Here is a 17,237-nt window from a genome sequence, read left to right as displayed (position 1 = left end):
TCGGGTGACAAGTATGTGACTGCTGCACTTGCTCAGCGAAACACCGCATCCACTCCCATGGCGCTGTCGCGGGCGAACTCGGGAATCCAGCGCGGTCGGCGCTTGGCGATCACACGGTAGATCATCGAGAGGAGGTGCAGCGTGATGAGGCGGTCCACGATGCGGTAGCCGCGTTGGCGACGGAACAGCAGTTTGATGCCCCAGGCAAGATAACGTGGCTGTAGCAGCAGTGGTTTGAAGTCCAGCTTCACACGGTAGCGGTAGCGCGGGCCGTTTTTGGGATACTTGGCTTTGTAGGCCTTCTTGGCAGTGCGAATACGCTCGATCAGGGATTCATCATCGCTGCCAAAGCAGTACTCGCGTGCCATGGCGAGGAGATAAAAGGTGTCATACATGAACTCGATGTCTGCGACCGGCATGCCAGCTTGCGCTGCGAGCGTTTGCATCTGCGTGATGCGTTCGAGTGAGCGGGTGGCGGCCCGCAGGCAGCCTTCGGGGTCTTGCACGAAGAAGCGCAGCACCCGGCGCACGCTGTGGCTGATGAAGATGTTGTGCCAGTACACCTGGAGCAGCGGCGGGATGCGCACGCGCCGGAAAAACAGCTTCTGCCGGGCGAAGTCCTCGACGTAAAGCAGCTCACGAATGACTTCATCAGACAGGCGGAGCAGTTCCAGTAAGGCACGATCATCAGGACAGTGGCGACGTTGTGCAAACTCGCGCACGGCATCCTCGACGTGCGCTTCATCCTTGAACAGCCGCAGCGTGACGAAGGTGTTCAACTCCGTCCACACGGCGCTGTCGTTGATGAAGGCCAATCGGCGAAAGGGCACCCAGCCGCCGGTCTGGCACCACACCATGCAGCCCACCACGTTTTCCGCGTGCCGCAGTTCCTGCGCATAGCGCTCATATTCCCAGCCGACGAAGGATGGATACTCGCCGCAGCCTTCATACTCGCGCCGTGTTTGCAGCTCGATGATCTTGGCGACCTTGGTGCGGAAAAAGTTCCGGTTGAGCGGCAGGTAGCGGAAGAAATCGCTCTCGCCGTATTTCATCGAGACGATCAGCGCATCGCTCGTCAGGCCGTCGAGCACTTGCGTGAACGTGTCGCGATGCCACATCAGATCGCCGATGGCATAGGCGCCGACGGTCCAGGTGCGGAAGACCAGCACGCGGTGATGTTTCTCAAAGACGGGCAGCAGCAGTTTGAGAAAGGCATTTGCCTGAGATGGCTGTTTGATGAGAAGTTCACTGTGGAAATCATCCTTCACATCACGGCCGTCGGATTCGCCGATGCGGATGATGACTCCGGCAACCTGCGGGAGCTCGGCGAGAAATCGGTCCAGTAGATCACGCACAAAGACATCGGGCTGCACGCCACGGGCACGGATGGCCGGTGTGGACGAGAAGAAATCCATCGTGAGATAGATGGCGAGGCCGTGCTGCTGCAGGGTTTCGAAACAGCGGGAGAATTCTTCACGATAAGCGGTGATCTTGGCGCGGATTTCTGGCTCATACCACTCGTGGTCGGCCAGATGGGTGACATCATCGAGAGAAACGGCGTTGAAGCCGATGTCTTTGACCCTGCTGGCGAAGGTGGCGAGATCGGCGCGAATTTGCGTCCATTGCGGCGTGCGTTCCGGCTCGTGGAGCTGGAGATGATCGAAGGGAATCTTCGACCAGTTGATGGTGCGGCGTTGCAGGCCACGAAAAAACGGACCGATGGCGTCGATGAGGTGAAGAGGCGTGGGCACGGCGGAGACTAGCGAGCTTTTTGGCAGATCATGAGCAACGAAATCGTCACATGGCATCACAACCCGCTGTTGTGCGACGAGATCGTAACATCGGAGTCTTTGGCAGTCATGCCGTTATGCCGTCACAATCAGCTTCTCCCGAATCATGAGCAGAATCTTGGTAGTCGATGACGAAAAAGATATTGTCGATCTTGTGAGCCTTCACCTGCAACGCGAAGGCCACGAGGTGGTGTCCGTGGGCAACGGTCTGGCGGTGCTGCCGGAAGCGACCAAATCGTCGCCCGACCTGATCGTGCTCGACATTATGCTGCCAGGCATCGACGGCGTGCAGGTGCATCGGCGGCTGCGTGCGGATTCGCGGACACGCCATATTCCAGTGATCATGCTCACGGCGCGATCGCAGACAAATGATCGCATCGCGGGGCTGGAGAGCGGCGCGGATGATTATCTGACGAAGCCGTTCAGCCCGCGTGAGCTGATGTTGCGCATCGGTGCGGTGCTGCGGCGCTCGCAAAAGGTGGTGATGCTGGCGGAGCAGTGCATCGGGGACTTCATGCTGGACCGCAAGAACATGTCCCTCTCAATCAATGGTCAGCAGATTGAGCTGACCATCACGGAGTTGAAACTCATCACCACGCTGATGGCGAACCCCGACGTGATACACTCGCGTGCAGAGCTGCTCAACGCCGTATGGGGCTACGCTGATGACACGCAATCGCGCACACTGGACACGCATATCAAACGTCTGCGTGACAAGTTGGGTACACATGGAGCACACGTCGGCACGCTGCGCCGTCAGGGTTATTTTTTCCAAAGTCAGGTTGATCAGAAGGTGAAGGCATGACAGCGGCGGCATTGAAAGAACCCGTGCGTTCACTGCGGGAGGCTGAAGTTGGTTCACGACTGAACTTGTCACCGCCGATGTGCATGCTGGACGAGTGCCGGCTCTTTGCCGCGCTGCTGGATGAGACGCCGCAGGGCATCCTCGTCGTGGATGAGGATGGCATCATCACCCATGCCAATCTGGCGATGAGCGTATTGTTCTTGCCGTTCCAAGTGATCGTGGGTGAAACACTTGCTGGACTGGGAGGGCTGGAGTTCATCGCGCAGCTGGTGAACGATGCGGCAGGTAAGCGCTGCCGCGTGGAGACGGATCTGGTTTTTCCGGCCCCAGCGGGCGCGGTACTGCATGGCGAGCGCTTCTATCATGCGTCAGCATCACCCTGGCAAGAGGCTGGCAGACATGGCGTGTGGGTGATGGTGGAGGATGCCACCGGGCGCGTGATGACCGAGCAAATCCGCAAGGACTTCGTCACCAACGCGGGCCATGAGCTGCGCACGCCGCTGTCCCTCATTCACGGCTACATCGAAACGCTGCGCAACGGCATGATCAAGAACCCCGCCTCATTGCAGCGCTGTTTGGAGGTGATGGACAAGCACAGCCGGCGCATGATGCGCATCATTGACGACATGCTCACCATCTCACGCCTGGAGGGCGACGCCGCGCAGTTGAAGATCGCCCCCTTTCTCGTGCGCGGCTGTGTGGAGGATGTGCTGGAGCATCTCATGCCGCTGGTGGAAGCACGCCAGCCGGTCGTCACGCTGGATTTTCCTGATGATGGCGGCCTGCTGCATGGCGACCGCTTTTACTGGGATCAAATTTTCACCAATCTCATCGAGAACGCGCTGAAGGAAAACCCGCGCAACGGCCTGCGGCTGAAGATCAGCGGTCACTGGACGCGCAACGAATGCATCTTCAACGTGGAGGATGACGGTGTTGGCATCAGCGCGGAGGACGTGCCGTTTGTGTTCAAGCGCTTCTATCGCTGCGCGAAAGATCATTCGCAGGAGATCAAAGGCACTGGTCTCGGACTCTGCATCGTCAGGCATGCCGTCGAAGCGCATGGCGGCAGCATCGAACTGGAGAGCCGTCCGGGTGTGCGCACGGTGTTCACCATACGCGTGCCATTGCCCGGCTGAAACTCAGCGCGCACGCTGTAAAAAGACCCGCTCTTCGTTCAGGAGCAGCGTTGCGGGAACTTTTTCGGCGATCTGGTAGGCGCGGTCTTGCCTGCCGGCGAGAGAGAGAAGTCCGGCAGCAACGGCACGCTGTCCTGCGGGGAGACCCGCTGCATCCGTGAGGTCGGTCAGATGTTTTGGCACGGAGCCCGGGTCGCCAAGGCGGTAGGCGGCAAGTGCGAGCAACAAGGGCGGTGGAATGCGTTCCAAAGTGATCGTGAATGCCTCGTGGAGGCTGCTGGCATTCCGCAGCTTCGACAAATCGATGGTCTCCATCTCCACGCCGAGAATGAGGCGCAAATAAATGAGCCGGTCGGAAAAAACGGCGCTGCTGGGACGCAATTCATGCAGCGTACGGGAAACCGCGAGCAGCGCTGTGCTGTCTTTGGCCCGCTGTGCCATTTCAACGGCTTTTTGCAGATGCAGAACGGCGGCTTCCAGTTTTCCAGCGGCGGCGGCTTTGTCGCCGGCATCCTTGTAGGCGATGACCGCGATGTCGGTGAGATTGAGTTTTTCTGCCAGTGACGCCACCGTATAAAGGGTGGCGTCGTTGTTTTCGAGCCTGGCTGATTCAAGGGTGCCCTGAAGCAGCAGGCGCGTTTCCCGCATATCGGGCTGAAGCTGGCTCTGTACCTCCGCCAAGGCGAGGTTGACCAGGCTTTTTGGCACTGGCGGCCGGGGCGTCATCAGCAGCTCCTTGAGTTCCTCCCAGCGTTTTTCCTGGGCGAGCGCCTGCATGAGAATGGGATACAGCTCACGCGAATTCATGGCCAGATGTCTGGGGATGAGTTTGAAGATCGCTTCATTCTGCTTTTCGGTCATCAGCCAGTACGTCATCTCCTCCAGCCCTCCCTTGTTGCGGGCTTGAAAGCGTGCGATTTCCTCCGCGACGATCTGAGTTCGAAGCTCCGGCTGCAAACGCAGGAGGGCTGAAATGACGCCGAGACGTGCTGGCAAGTTTTCCAGCGGATGCCGACCGACCTGATCCAGCAGGCGTTTGGCTTCGGCGAGAGTTAACGCAGGGTCTGAAGCCAGTTTGGCAATGGCTTCCAAGGCAACTTTGGTGTTAAGATCGGCGAGCTGCCAAAGCTGTTTGCGGGCGTGTTGGCGCACTTCGACGAAGGTGCTTTTGCGGTCTTCCAAAGCTGCCTCGAGATGGGTTTCGGGAGAGTCCGTGGTTTGAGACGAGGCGCGTCGTGTGATCTCCGCCGCTTCCTTGGTGTGTCCTTCCGCTGTCAAGATGCTGGAGAGCAGTTCCAGCCCTGGTTTGTGAGTGCTGTTGCCGAGGGGCAGCTTTTCATACACCCCACGAGCTTCCGCCGTCTTTCCACTGGCAATGAGCGAACGTCCGAGCAGCAGATCCTCCTCCTCGGTCAGCGGCTGCTGTGCCGCCAGCAGGCGGAGCTGTTGCGCAAGTCCAGAGGGATCAGAGCCGGTGACTTGGTAAAACGCCACCATCGCACGGATGACTTCGGTGTCTTCAGGGGCTCGCTGACGTGCGAGGGCGAGAGACTGATAGGCGCGGCTCCAGTCCTGGGTGGCAATCGCTTCACGCGCCTCCTTGGCATTGCGCCGTGCGAGCGCCGTTCGCACCGCAGTGGAAATCGATCCCCAGGAGAGCAGGATGATCACGAGTATGCCAAAGGCGAGCAGGACAAGGATGTGGAACCGGCTGATCCGCTCTTTCGGCGGTGCCATGTCAGGAATTTCCTGCTGCGAATCGGTGTTGAACTCAAAGGCCATGGCTGTCGTTGGTTGGGGTTATTCGCCGGGCTGGTCCCGTTTGCGTTCATCACTGCTGCCGTCGCCACCACCATAGCCGATGACTTGCACGTCGATGATCGAGGGCAGCTCCTGGGTGGTGGGCTGCTGCGTCGGGTTCTGGCCAGGCTGGCTGGCAGCGGAGGTAGAAGCCGCTCCGGCGCTGGAGGCAGCGCTGGCTAGACCACCAAGGCTTGGCGAGGCGACCGAAGGTGCCGCCGGCGTACCGGCACTGGTGCCGCCGACGGAGATGTTGGCCGAGTTCAACACAATCGACGCGGCGATGTTCAAGTTGCCGGTGGCACGAATGCCAGCATCACCCGCATCCACTGCACCGATGGGCGCGATGAGGTCCACATTGCCTGGGCGAACGCCTGCCACAGTCGCGAGAACGCCGATGCCACCACCGGTGGCAAGACCGGCAAGGTCGGTGGCGATGTCGGCGCTTTGCGGGTCGATCAACACACGGGTGGGCGGTGCGGACTGCACCGTCTTGGAGGAGGAACCAGCGGCGATGTCGCCTTCCGACGACCAGATCATGATGTCACCGCCACGCAGGGTGAAGATACGCGAGATGCCGATGTCCACGTCGTTTTTGGTGAAGATGGAAACGTTGCCGCCTGACTCCGTGATGACGCCCGGCGGTGCCAGGGTGTCGCCAATGAGGGTGGCGGCCAGTTGCAGCCCGCCAGCTGGAGCTAGGATGCTGATGTCACCACCGCTCTTGGTGCGGATGTCGCGCGCCTGGGTTTCGATGCTGCCCGTGCTGGTGGTGGGGAACAGGCTGGCGATGGCGGCGTAGCCTTCAGTGTAGGTGCCGGCATTCGGACTGTCAGGATCATTGTGATCGCGTCCGGCGTCACGCAAGACGAGGTAGTACACGGCCAGGGCGAGCTGTTTCTGCTGTTCCGGGGTGAGCAGCGGGTCGTGCAGATTCACCGAAGGCACACCGAGGATTTCCGCCAGCTCTGTCAAATAACGATCACCAGCGGGGCTGGTGGTGAACTGGGTGATGAAACTGGCAAAGTCGGCATTGCTGCCACTGAGACCGGTGGAGGCCTTCCCCATGCCTGCCGCCACTACAACGTCAGCTCCGGCGAAAGGCAGATAAGGATTGCGACCATTGCCGATGCTGGTGATACCGACGCCGGTGCCGTCGGAATTGTTGGAGCCGGTGCCGAGGTTGAGATTCCGACCGGAGAGCACTTGCAGGCTTCCAGGGCCGCTGATTTGGATGTCGCCAGATTTGGGTGTTTCGCCGTTTGCGGTGCGGTTTCCTGTCGCGGCCGCCTGAGTGCGCCGGCTAGTGTTGGCATTATATGCCACGATGTCGCGCCCGCTTGAAACGGTGGTCACATCAGATTCACGCACATTCTGAATGTAGAGACCGACATCGGTAATGTCTCGTTGCGCGAGGATCGTGGCGAATTTGCTCGAAAAGAGGGTCACTCCAGAAAGATCGCCACCAACTGCATAGATGCGGGCCGGGTTGGCGTCGTTTAAATGCAGTAATTCTGAGTCATGAAGGCTCTGCTTGACCTGAGAAACCCCAAATCGCCCTGCCGTGGAGCCTGTTTCTGTGAATGTAGCGTTTTTTTGATTTAGGAAGGTGGCGTTGGTAGTCCTTGCAAGAGTGTAGTCGCTGTTACGGTTCAGGAAATCATAGTATGCGTAAGGTGTGTAGATTCCAGGAATCGAACCGGGGCTCGCGTCCGATACATTGATTGAAGATGAAGCCCATACATTGTTCTTAGAGCCGGACAAAATGACTGTGGAGGCACCCGTTTTATGCAGACCTTGAACAGCTCCTGCGGCAAGGAGTTCGAGGCTGCCTTTCGGAGAGGGGAAAAGGTTGATCGTGCCGACGACATTCACATCGCCTGAAAAAGAAATGGCGGAAACTGATGCGGGCATGACGGTGGCATAAGTATTGAAAGGGGTGATGTCCACTTCCAACAGACGCAGCCAAGGATGAATATTGGCGGCCGAGGCATTGTTCAGCAGCAACTCTTTTCTCATCCAGGCGGACAAGATGGGCAGGGGGGCAGAGCCGTCGATCAAGGTGGCTGCTTCACGGAGAGTCACACTGCCAGCGATGGAAGAAACCTTGACGGAACTTTCAGCGCTGAACGTGCTGAAATAGGTTTTATTCCATACCTTGTTGTTGATGCCTTGAGGGAGCAGGAATGTGTTTGCAACGGGGCCTAGCAGGAGATCTCCGCGTGCCTTGATATCGAAGCTAGTTTTACCAGCAAAAAGTGTGGTTGGAAGCCATGTGCTTTCATCATCTAACACAAGGTTCGCTCCCAGTCGTCCCAGGCTGGGGGAACGAGTTAAATTGGTGGTGATTTGAGATCCGGCATTGAGCACACCGACTCCACGTTCAACGTAGTAGATGCCTCCATCGATATTGACACCAGCACGGACGGTGACGTCCCCTCCACCCAGCTCGATAAATCGTGAGGCGTCAGGGGTTCCGCTGGCAGCACGGGCATTGGTGGGGGCATGAGCGCTGACGTTTTCGATGTTTTGTCCTGACTGTAGCAGGACATTGCCACCGCCCAAAGCGCCAACGCCGTCGAAGAAGTTGCTAAAGTTCACCCACCATGATGTTGAAGAAGACAGTGCATTGACTTGAACAATAGGATCCTGGAAGACAGAGACATCCCCGTATTCGCCAGTCAGTGGATCAATGTAGCCGCGCCGCATGAGCCAGTTGTTTGGCAGTTCACGTGAAGAGTCTGCGACTGCCACGCCGCTGTTTCTAGTCGAGTGTTTGATCGAGGCTTGGGCTGAAATCATGATGTTGCCGCCTGCCATGCTGTAAAGCGCAGGGTAGAGCTGCTGAACAGCGCCGAGTAAGGTGCCCTGATTGGGAGTGTCTCCGGCAAGCACATCCACGACAGGCAGGACAAAATCTCCAGAGGTCACCACTTTGTAAGGATCGGCCACCTGTGCTCCCGCGCTATAGATGGTTGCAAACTGGTTGAGCAACTGTACATCGCGAGCGGCGGCTATTTCTATGTTGCCAGTCCCAGTTCGGATGACTTGGAAACGATTGGACTGTGTGGTGGCATTCGTGGCGGTGCTGGACTGGCGGATGGCTGTTGATGTCTGAGCATTGGCTCCTGAGGTTGTGCCGACAGGCCGTGCTTGCACAGCATCTTTCCCCAGGAGAACTGAGCCTGAGTTTGCGGAAAGGCTGTTGAGTGAGACGACTTCCTTGAAGCTTGCCGCCCTAAAATCAGCACCGGATGCCATACGATAAGACCACGACTGTGTGTTTGTTGGCAGTGTGGTCTGCAGGCTCATCAATGGTGCCGTCCATTGCTTTTCGAGCGCGTTGGTGGAGGTTGCAGCAGCAGTATTAAAACCATCGCTCAAAGTATTGTAAAATTCGAGATTGCCGGAAGCCCGCATCGTCAATACGCCGGCGGCATTTTTGGGTCCAAAACGGAAACCGGCCAGATCCCAGTCATAAGCAGCACCCGAGCCTTGCCCGGAACCGACGTTGGCGATGCCGAGGGTGATGTTGCCGCCGCGGTTGCTGATCTCGATGCCTGGTGCGATGACAACCACGCCAGGCCCCTGGCTTTCCAGTGCTTGGATGCCTGTGTTGCCGCCCACCAGACGACTCAACATCGCGGAGTAGTTTGCCATGAAACTGGTGGCGTCACTTTTTAAATTCTGGCCGCTCGCAGCCTCAGTCTTGAGGGTCACTCCGGTGAGATTGGGCAGAGTCGAGACCCCGCCTTGAATGACCACATTGGACTGGTTGAAGTCATAAAGTTTGTAACCCTCGATCACGATGCTGGAAGGATTGATGATCGTGCCATTGATCGGGCTGACCTGGATGTAGTTATTAATTGCTGTCGTCTGTGGCGCGCGGATATGCAGCTTCCCGGTGAATTTGCCCTGATAGGCACTCGATCCTGCAACCGTGGTGGTGACGCCGCTGACAGTCACTTTGTCGTTGTTCGTGACGGACAGATCCAGGACGGAGCCGGTTTGGATCATCACGCTGCCAGCCCCTACCGTGCCATTGCGCTGGGCGCCTGACTCCAGGTTGATTTCTCCGCCTTTGCCGGCGTTATCGAAGTCGGTTCCCTTGACCGTGAGCCATGCCCCCGAGTTCAGTGTGACATCGCCATTGGCGATCAGGTCGATGCGCCCTCCGGTTGAGCCGGAAGCGTCGATGGTTGGCAGCGCGGGATTGGCGGCGACGTTAACCGTGATCGAACCCTGATCCACGCCGAGGAAGAAACGATGGGCATAGATGGTGCTGTCAATGGTCACGCTGCCGCTGCGGAGACGGAGGTTTCGTTCCTGGGTGAACGAGCCGGCGTTGAGTTTGGCATTCAACGTGTTGAATGAGGCGAGGCTGACGATGTCGATCTTGGCGGAGGCGTTGGTGCCACCAATGCCGCCTTGCCCGAGCAAGGAGCCGTCAAGAGTCAGCAGACCCGCCCCCGCATTAACAATGAAGTTGCCTGCGTTGCCTCCCGCTGCGGCGGCGGCAACGTTGATCGTGCCTGTTGTGCCGAGAGTCACATTGCCGTTGTCAGAGGTCAGGGTGACCTGTCCGGCGTCGGTGTAGCGGACCTGATCGAAGAAGCTTTTGGCCGTGCCCCCGACGTCAAGTCTGCCGCCAATGCTGAGTGAGCCAGTGCGTGCTCGCATGGAAATCTGGCCGCTGGGTAGCAGGACGTCGGTGTTGGCGGTGATACTGCTGCCCTCAAAGGAAACCTGGGCGCCGAGGCCGAGGCCTGCGGGAAGTGGTTGAGTCCCAGACGGCTTCGTCAGATTCAGCGCGCCTCCCGCCATGAGGCTTTGAGTCGCACTGCTGGCAGCGGTGAAGAAGGGAGTGACGGCGTTGATGTCTCCCTGCGCTGCAAACGAGCCAGTGCCCTGCATCAAGATGCCACTGGCGGCATTCAGCACCACCGTGGCAAACTGATTCACCACCAAGGCGTTCTGCCCGATGCTGATCGTGTCGGCGGTCACATTGAGTGTGCTGCTGGACAACGTGCCCGCGGTTCCTGCCGTGCCGTTGGCACTGTTGTCGAGCAGGATGGACTGTGCAGTGAGGTTGACTGTGCCGCCGGCATTGTTGAAGCCGCGAATTTCAGCGGCATGCAGCGCCAGTGTGCCCGTGTTGGAGAAGGTGCCAGAGCCATAGAGGTCGATGGAGGTGTAGCTCAGCAACGACAGCGCGGCGGTGTTTTGCAGGCTGGCCAAGGCGGTGCCGCCGAGCACCAGACTGCCTGTAGTCTGAAGTATGTTGGGCGATCCCGGAGGTGGCGTGAGCAGCAGTGAGACACGGCCGCTGTTCAGATTGATGGCCGTGCCGGTCAGGCTGGTGCTGTTGTCCAGCGACGTGGTATTGCTGGAGTCCAGGGTGATGCTGGCACCTCTGATAGACACTCCGGCGGCGACATTCAGTTGCGGCAGGGCGGAGGTGGTCACTCCGGTGCGCGATGTCTGTGCAGAGGTCACGCCACTCACACGAACCAGCGATCCATTGCCACTGAGGGCAAGAGAATCAGCAGAGGTCTGTGTTCCGGTCTGCGTGATGACTGCATTGGCGGCCAGTGTTATGGTCTGCTTTGCTGCCAGGATGATTTCTGTGCCGGTCAAAGGCGCTCCGGCATTGTCCACCGTCAGTTTGTCCGTGCGCACAGTAACGACAGTGCTGGTGGTCCCGGTGGTGCGTTCACCGCCGATGTGCAGACTCTCGGCATTCCAGCCACTCAGTAGTGTGGAGTTTAGCACCAGCTTGTTGAGTTGAGCCGGTGCTCCAGGGGCAGTAATCACGATTTCCAGAGGACTGCTGATGTCCACGCGCCCACCGCGCCCAGCGGGTGTTCCAGCAGCGCTCACATTTCCGCTCAACTGCATGCTCTGGAGCGCACTCAGGAGTGAGTAGCCCGCATCTGACGAAGTTCGTGTGACTGGTAAGCTCAGGCGATTCTGGGCTGCGGGGATAAACTCATGTGCGAGATAATCCGTGTATTCGGCGCGAACTTTGACGACCTGCTGGGGGGCGATTTCGAACAACTGATGGATGGAACCCGCTGCGCCGGGGTTTAAACCATTGAACCGGTATCCACTGACGAACACCGCCCCACCGGGTTTGACCAGGGAGTCCACCGGCAATCCTGAACTGGGTGTGATGAGCAGGGCACCCGGCTGAAGAGCGTAGCGTGCTGGCATTAAAGTGTAGTTACCTGCTGCTGTCAGTGAACTGCCCTTGAGGTAGATTTGATCCCCTATTTTCAAGCCGCTGGTGGTGTAGCCTGTATCACCCCCAAGATTGCTGACAAAGATGCCACCCGTGGCAAAGGGTGCGTATGGCGCGAATAAGGATGAAAAGCCGGGAACAATGGCAAATTTTTCGTCAGTGTCGAGCAGGTCAGTGCTGCCGCCATTGCCCTGAACCCAGCGGTAGCCGTAGAGTTCGCCGCCGCCACGGATATCCAAGTTTGAGCCAGCTTCAGTGGTGACGTTAAGAGCTGATAAGCGGATGGTTTTGTCTGCAATGCCAGTGCTGGTAATGTCGAAACCAGTGGGGTCAATCCAGTTGGTGCCGTCTTTGATCAGGCCGTAGGGAATCCGCACGCCTGCGCCGGTTTGTGGATCAATCGCAGACACGGATGTGACGCTGCTGCCTGTCAGGGTGATTTGTTGTGTCACAGGTGCGTTGGCATTCGTGACTAGACCCTTTGGCGCGGTGCCGACGCCATCCCAACCCAGGCGGATCGATCCCAATGCCGCGCGTAGTATGCCGCCCTGGGTGATAGATGATGCATAAATGCTCAGTCTGCCACCGCCTGAGAGTGGAAACTCAGGCGAGGTGCCAGTGGATGCGATAGTGACGGAACCATTCGTGGGTGCCGCACTATCGTTGTAGGCGGTGATGGTGAAGGTGGAAGCCGTCATGGGAACAATCTGGCCCGCTGTGATGGTTAGATGACCAGCGATGTCGAAATAGTCGCTGGCACGCAATTCCTGCCGGGCGGTGAGGCTGGCTTGTCCGATTTTTTGTAACGAAAGGAAGCCTGTTTCAATCAAATCAGCCACAACTTCGAGCCTGCCGGTGCCATAAGTGGGACTGAACAGGCTGGGACTCACCCCGACACCAGGTGTGTTGATAAGATAAGGATTGATCAGCTCTTCATCGCGCATGGGGGCGCTCACTGTTCTGCCCAGCGCTACATAAGGGGCTGCAAGACGCACCAGGGAATCGGCGCTGAGGACGCCGCCATCCGCCACTTTGAGGTAGCCTTTTGCGACGATGTCCACGGCCCCGCGAAACTCTACGTTGTTTGCCAGGGTTAGAGAATCGAAGCCTCCATTCTGGAATGAATTGGCACCGAAATAACCCTGGCCAACAATAGTGCCGCCGATTGACTGCCCCACCACGCTCTGCCCTACGACAAACACGGGCTGTAGAAAGGAGGACATGTCTTGAGAAACGACGAGTTTGATAAACTTGTCATCACTGGCAGCTCCTGGTGCGATGAAACGCCCGGAACCTATATAAAGATTTCCGCCTTGGGCCGTGCTGCCTCCCGCCGTGCCCAGCAAGGTGGCATTACTGAACAGAAACTCGCCACCCTTCAGCGATATGAGCCCCCCGTTGCTGTCGATGCGGACGGGAACTGAGCTTGCCGCTTGAGTCAGTTGGGTGATGGAGTTTTGCGATGCCAATTCTACTCCAGCCTCCGCAGGCAGCAAATCCATGATGCTGCTCGTCCCAGAAACGTCCAGCAAGGCTCCTGCATCAGCGACGATGTTGCCTTCGACATGAATGCTGCCGCCGGCATGGACAGAACCCACCCGACGATTGAAGGCATCCATCAGCAAAACGGTTTTGCCTGCGGTCGAGACGCGACCGACGCTGCCGAGATGCACGGTGGCGATCGCTGTCGTGAGATTGTCAAGTTCCACAGGGTAATGACTGGCTCCTGCCAATGTGACCGAACCACCCGGCGCATCAATGCTCCCCAGCATCTCCACTGTTTGTCCATGCAGGACAACGCTGCCGAGAGCATCGGTTTCAATTTGTGTTCCTGATTCCATGAGAATGGCACCGCGCACTTGCAGAAGGCTGTCGATAAAATTATTCACGCCGGGAGCTTCAAAATCGAGGCTTGCGGGGCTGCGGTATCCTTCCGGCTGTAGCAATGTGCTGATGGCAATTGAACTTGTCCCATTTTGCAGATGGCTGCTCGCCTGCAGGCTGCTGACCAGAGGTCTGATCACAGTTCCAGATGTAATCAGAATGCCAGGAGCAAAAGTCGTTACACCTGCTGGTGGAGTGATGTCTGATCCGAGGCCTGTCAGGGTGAATTTGCTGAAGCCGCCGTTGCCGAAAAAATCAGGCTGTAGCAACAGGGTGTTGGGGTAGACCGTCGAGCCGCCGACTTGGATTGTGGGTGCTTGAAGTGTCAATGTCCCGCCAACTGCCCCGGAGAACCCCTTCAACGTGGCACCCAGAGAAAGATGCCCGCCAAGCAAAGATTTGATCAATGGATCGTTTCCAGTGTGAATCGACAAAGAGCCACCATTCCCGTAGGTGATGCTCTTGTTTGCGGTGAGACCGCCTGAAACATCGACCAGACTCCCGGCCGCCAGTTCTGCTGTGTAAGCCTGGATGCTGATGCTACCGCCTTGAGTGGTGCTGAGGTATTCCACTTCTCCTGTTTCGCTGCTGATGGTGACCGAACGAGGAACTGAGAGGGGGGCTGGCGCGTCCAACAGATCATTGATGATTAGTCCCGCTGTGCTCAGAAGCGCGGATGATCCCACTGTCACTTTCCCGCGTGCCGGGTTCGCGGCTGGAACGTCTGTCCGCTGAAGTTGTGATTTCCGAGCCTCTAGGTTCGCAGTTACGTAGGGTGAAACGTTGTAGGCGATGAGCTCCAGGTGACCGCCTGGCGCAGACAGTGATCCCTGAATGTTCACATTGGCACCATGCAGCAATATGGTGCCACCAGCGGAGACGGTGAGCGAGACATTTGCGGGAACCAGGATATCGCCATCGCTGTTGTCCATGAGCAATGAACCAAATCCTTGTGTGGTGAACAATTCAGGAGACAGAAATACATTGCTGCGACGAGCTGTGGGCAGGTTAGCCAAGCTGCCGTTGCTTGGGAATGAGCCCACGGCAGCCTGAGCTATGCTTCCGTTTTGGAACTCAACAACCGGTGGTGTAGGAGAATATAATGGAAACAGCAAAGGAGTGCGGATAAGTTGCTGTGCCTGGAATTTTAAGGAAAGAGTGCTCATTTGAGGAGCTGCACCGAGCTGCTGAGGGCCAATAACGGTGTTCCCCTTCAAAGCTCCATCAAGTGCCATGGATGCGGCAGTGATCGCAAGGCTGCCGCCTTTGCCGCCGAAGCTGTGCGCTGGTTCGTAGTGGCTGGTGGATGCAAAGAGACCGGTGGTCGTGGTGGACGTTCCCCAGCGCGAGTCGGCGACGGTGGTGGCTCCAGTGTAGATGCCATCGTAAACCACGCTCGGGTCGGCATCGGCGATGTCAATCAGGTTGCCATCATCCACCAATCGGGTGGTTGCCACATCGCCGCCAGCAAAGTCCTGATAGCCGCCCGACACGTTCACAGACGCTCCATCCTGGATCACCACCGAATCTCCGGCGGTGAGTGAGACCGCACCACCTGCGGTGGTAAGTTGCCCCACGGTGCGCTCAATGACACCCAGATAGCCGGTCAGGTTTGCCAGCGGGGTTCCCACCCAGGCGGTGCCGTCGCTGCGAACTCCCTGCTTGCGCAGATCGACGGTGATGGTGGCACCCCGCAGGCTGCCATTGCGTTGGAGAGCGGAATCCGCCAGCTCAGCACCACGCAAAGTCACGGTGAAAATGTATTCAGATATGGCTGCATCAATCGCGGTCGAACCTGCCACGTCAATCACCGCCCCATGGTCCAGATACACCTGGCCCGAAGATTGCACAAAATTCTGCACGGCGGGATTCCCGGCCACCAAATCCCAGATGCCCGCGCTGATGGCCACATTGGCATTCGGCGCCAGTATCACTGAGTCTTCCCCCAGATAGATTCCCAGCCCCTGGATGTTGACCTCGGATTTCAAGGCGAGTTCCGTGCCGTTGATCTTGCTGCTGCTGGCCCACTCCGGCAAAATCTGCATCACGGATCCCTCCTTGGTGCGCACGATGCCGGTGGAGGTGTTTGAGGGATATTGGAACGGAGCGCCAAACGCTGCATTGGCTGCATTGTAGTTCGTGTTGCGAACAGCTCCATAATTTGCCAGCAAGTCGATACGTCCGTTCAGCGACACCGAGGTCGAACTGTTGATGAATCCGTTCTGGTTTACGGCTTTGCCCGTGATGACCACGCTGCCGCGTGGCGATTCAATCAACCCGTTATTCGTTGCGGTACCGCCATAGGTGCCGACATCACCAACATACACGTCCAATCCACGCAGCGAAGGATCATCAGCGCTGTGGGCGTCAAACCCCACCTGCATGCCTGCGGCCAGGATGGTCTGGCCGTCGGGGGTGCTGATGGTGCCTTCATTGGTGACGTTCGGGCCGATCAGGGCCACGCGTCCGCCCACGTTGGCGGAGGAGGTTGGCGCGGTGATCCTCGCGCCGGCTTGGACGGTGACGTTGCCAATGCGGTTGCCGGTGGTGTTGGGCAGGGAGGGTGGCGTGTAGGAAGGTGTGGGCCCCTTGTTGCCGGAGGGCTGGAAGTTGGCGGAGAAGAGGAACTGCGTGTCGGGGTTGTTGAGCAGGCCGCGGGCGATCAGGTTGTCATTGATCGGCAGGGCGGAGGCCACCAGCGCGTGGGTGTTCACCTGGCTGGTGCCGCCAAAGATGATGCCGTTTTGATTGATCACATACACCTGGCCTTGCGCCTGGATGGAGCCAAGAATCTGTGTGGGATTGCCCGAAGGATCGGTGATGCGGTTGAAGGCGATCCACGTTCCCACATCGGTGCCGCCGGCGCTTTGATCAAACGACAGCGTGGTGTTCATGCCGATGTTGAAGCTTTTCCACTCCAGTATGGCCTGCTGCTGCGTCTGCGTGACGGTGACGGTGGTATGCCCGCCGCTGACAGCTTGGATTGGAGCGGTGGCACCTACGGGTGCGCCGATGATCTCGAGTCCGCCGGTGGTGAGACCGTTTGGGACGTTGGGCAAGGTTCCGGCAAAGTTCGGGTTCGCGCCGAGATTGTTCGCTGCGGCAGCGGCAGCACGCGCGGCATCCTGCATCGCTGTGACCGCCTGCAGGGCGAGTGTGTTGCGGGTCAGCATGTCCTGCGCATGATTGCGCGCATCGGCCGTGGCGGCGGCGGTGTTGATCGCGTTGGCGTTTGCCGCCGCTGTGTCTGCCGGGGTGCCGCCTCCGGCCGCCGCTTGACCGAGGTTTGAGCTTAACATGTCCGCGACGAGCGGCGTGGGCATCAGTCCGGTGAGAATCACCAGTACATGCACCAGCAGCACATGGGCGGGGGAGAGCCGACGGGATTTGGCAGGGCGTGCAAAAGACTTCATGGAGAGCAATCAGGGGTTCGTGGCCGCGTTCGGGGATGACGTGCCAAGGAGCAGTTTAGACAGCGCGACCTCGTTGATAGCCACAGGGTGCTTTAGCAACGTTTCCGACACGTAAGCCTGCATGTTCGCGCGAGTCTTCTCCGCCCGCAGTCGCTGGGCCAGTTGCAC

The 17,237-nt window shown here is 58.4% G+C and carries 5 protein-coding genes and 1 pseudogene; 2 read left to right on the top strand and 4 right to left on the bottom strand.

What is annotated here, in order from left to right; genetic code table 11:
• Positions 1 to 32: 32 nt before the first annotated feature.
• Entirely contained in the window at positions 33 to 1,751 is a 1,719-nt protein-coding gene (locus tag ACKVY0_RS20150; protein WP_409216640.1) for a hypothetical protein, read from the bottom strand.
• 145 nt (positions 1,752 to 1,896) lie between these two features.
• On the opposite strand from ACKVY0_RS20150, the gene ACKVY0_RS20145 reads away from it, so the two are divergent.
• Both ACKVY0_RS20145 and ACKVY0_RS20140 read left to right on the top strand, forming a co-directional pair.
• A complete protein-coding gene (locus ACKVY0_RS20145) occupies positions 1,897 to 2,595 on the top strand; it encodes a response regulator transcription factor (RefSeq protein ID WP_409216639.1) in 699 nt (232 codons plus the stop codon).
• A complete protein-coding gene (locus ACKVY0_RS20140; protein WP_409216638.1) occupies positions 2,592 to 3,731 on the top strand; it encodes an ATP-binding protein in 1,140 nt (379 codons plus the stop codon). The genes ACKVY0_RS20145 and ACKVY0_RS20140 overlap by 4 nt, the downstream gene beginning before the upstream one ends.
• A gap of 3 nt (positions 3,732 to 3,734) precedes the next feature.
• On the opposite strand, the gene ACKVY0_RS20135 is transcribed toward ACKVY0_RS20140, so the two are convergent.
• The 3 genes and pseudogenes from ACKVY0_RS20135 to ACKVY0_RS20125 all read right to left on the bottom strand — a co-directional run.
• The gene (locus tag ACKVY0_RS20135) at positions 3,735 to 5,513 is read right to left on the bottom strand and encodes a tetratricopeptide repeat protein (protein ID WP_409216637.1); all 1,779 of its coding nucleotides are present in this window, start codon (positions 5,511 to 5,513) and stop codon (positions 3,735 to 3,737) included.
• A gap of 18 nt (positions 5,514 to 5,531) precedes the next feature.
• Entirely contained in the window at positions 5,532 to 16,118 is a 10,587-nt protein-coding gene (locus ACKVY0_RS20130) for a filamentous haemagglutinin family protein (protein ID WP_409216688.1), read from the bottom strand.
• Positions 16,119 to 16,397: 279 nt separating this feature from the next.
• Positions 16,398 to 16,550 (bottom strand): annotated as a pseudogene (locus ACKVY0_RS20125) (filamentous hemagglutinin N-terminal domain-containing protein); the annotation flags it as partial.
• Positions 16,551 to 17,237: the final 687 nt, after the last annotated feature.

It is taken from the genome of Prosthecobacter sp., assembly GCF_046154365.1.
In the GTDB taxonomy this organism is placed as follows: Bacteria; Verrucomicrobiota; Verrucomicrobiia; order Verrucomicrobiales; family Verrucomicrobiaceae; genus Prosthecobacter.
This window is presented reverse-complemented; position numbering and strand designations above follow the sequence as displayed.

Excerpts from the sequence above, each read along its gene's own strand:
- ACKVY0_RS20145 (WP_409216639.1), top strand. The coding sequence starts at position 1,897 with ATGAGCAGAATCTTGGTAGTCGATGACGAAAAAGATATTGTCGATCTT.
- ACKVY0_RS20140 (WP_409216638.1), top strand. The coding sequence starts at position 2,592 with ATGACAGCGGCGGCATTGAAAGAACCCGTGCGTTCACTGCGGGAGGCT.
- ACKVY0_RS20135 (WP_409216637.1), bottom strand. The coding sequence starts at position 5,513 with ATGGCCTTTGAGTTCAACACCGATTCGCAGCAGGAAATTCCTGACATG.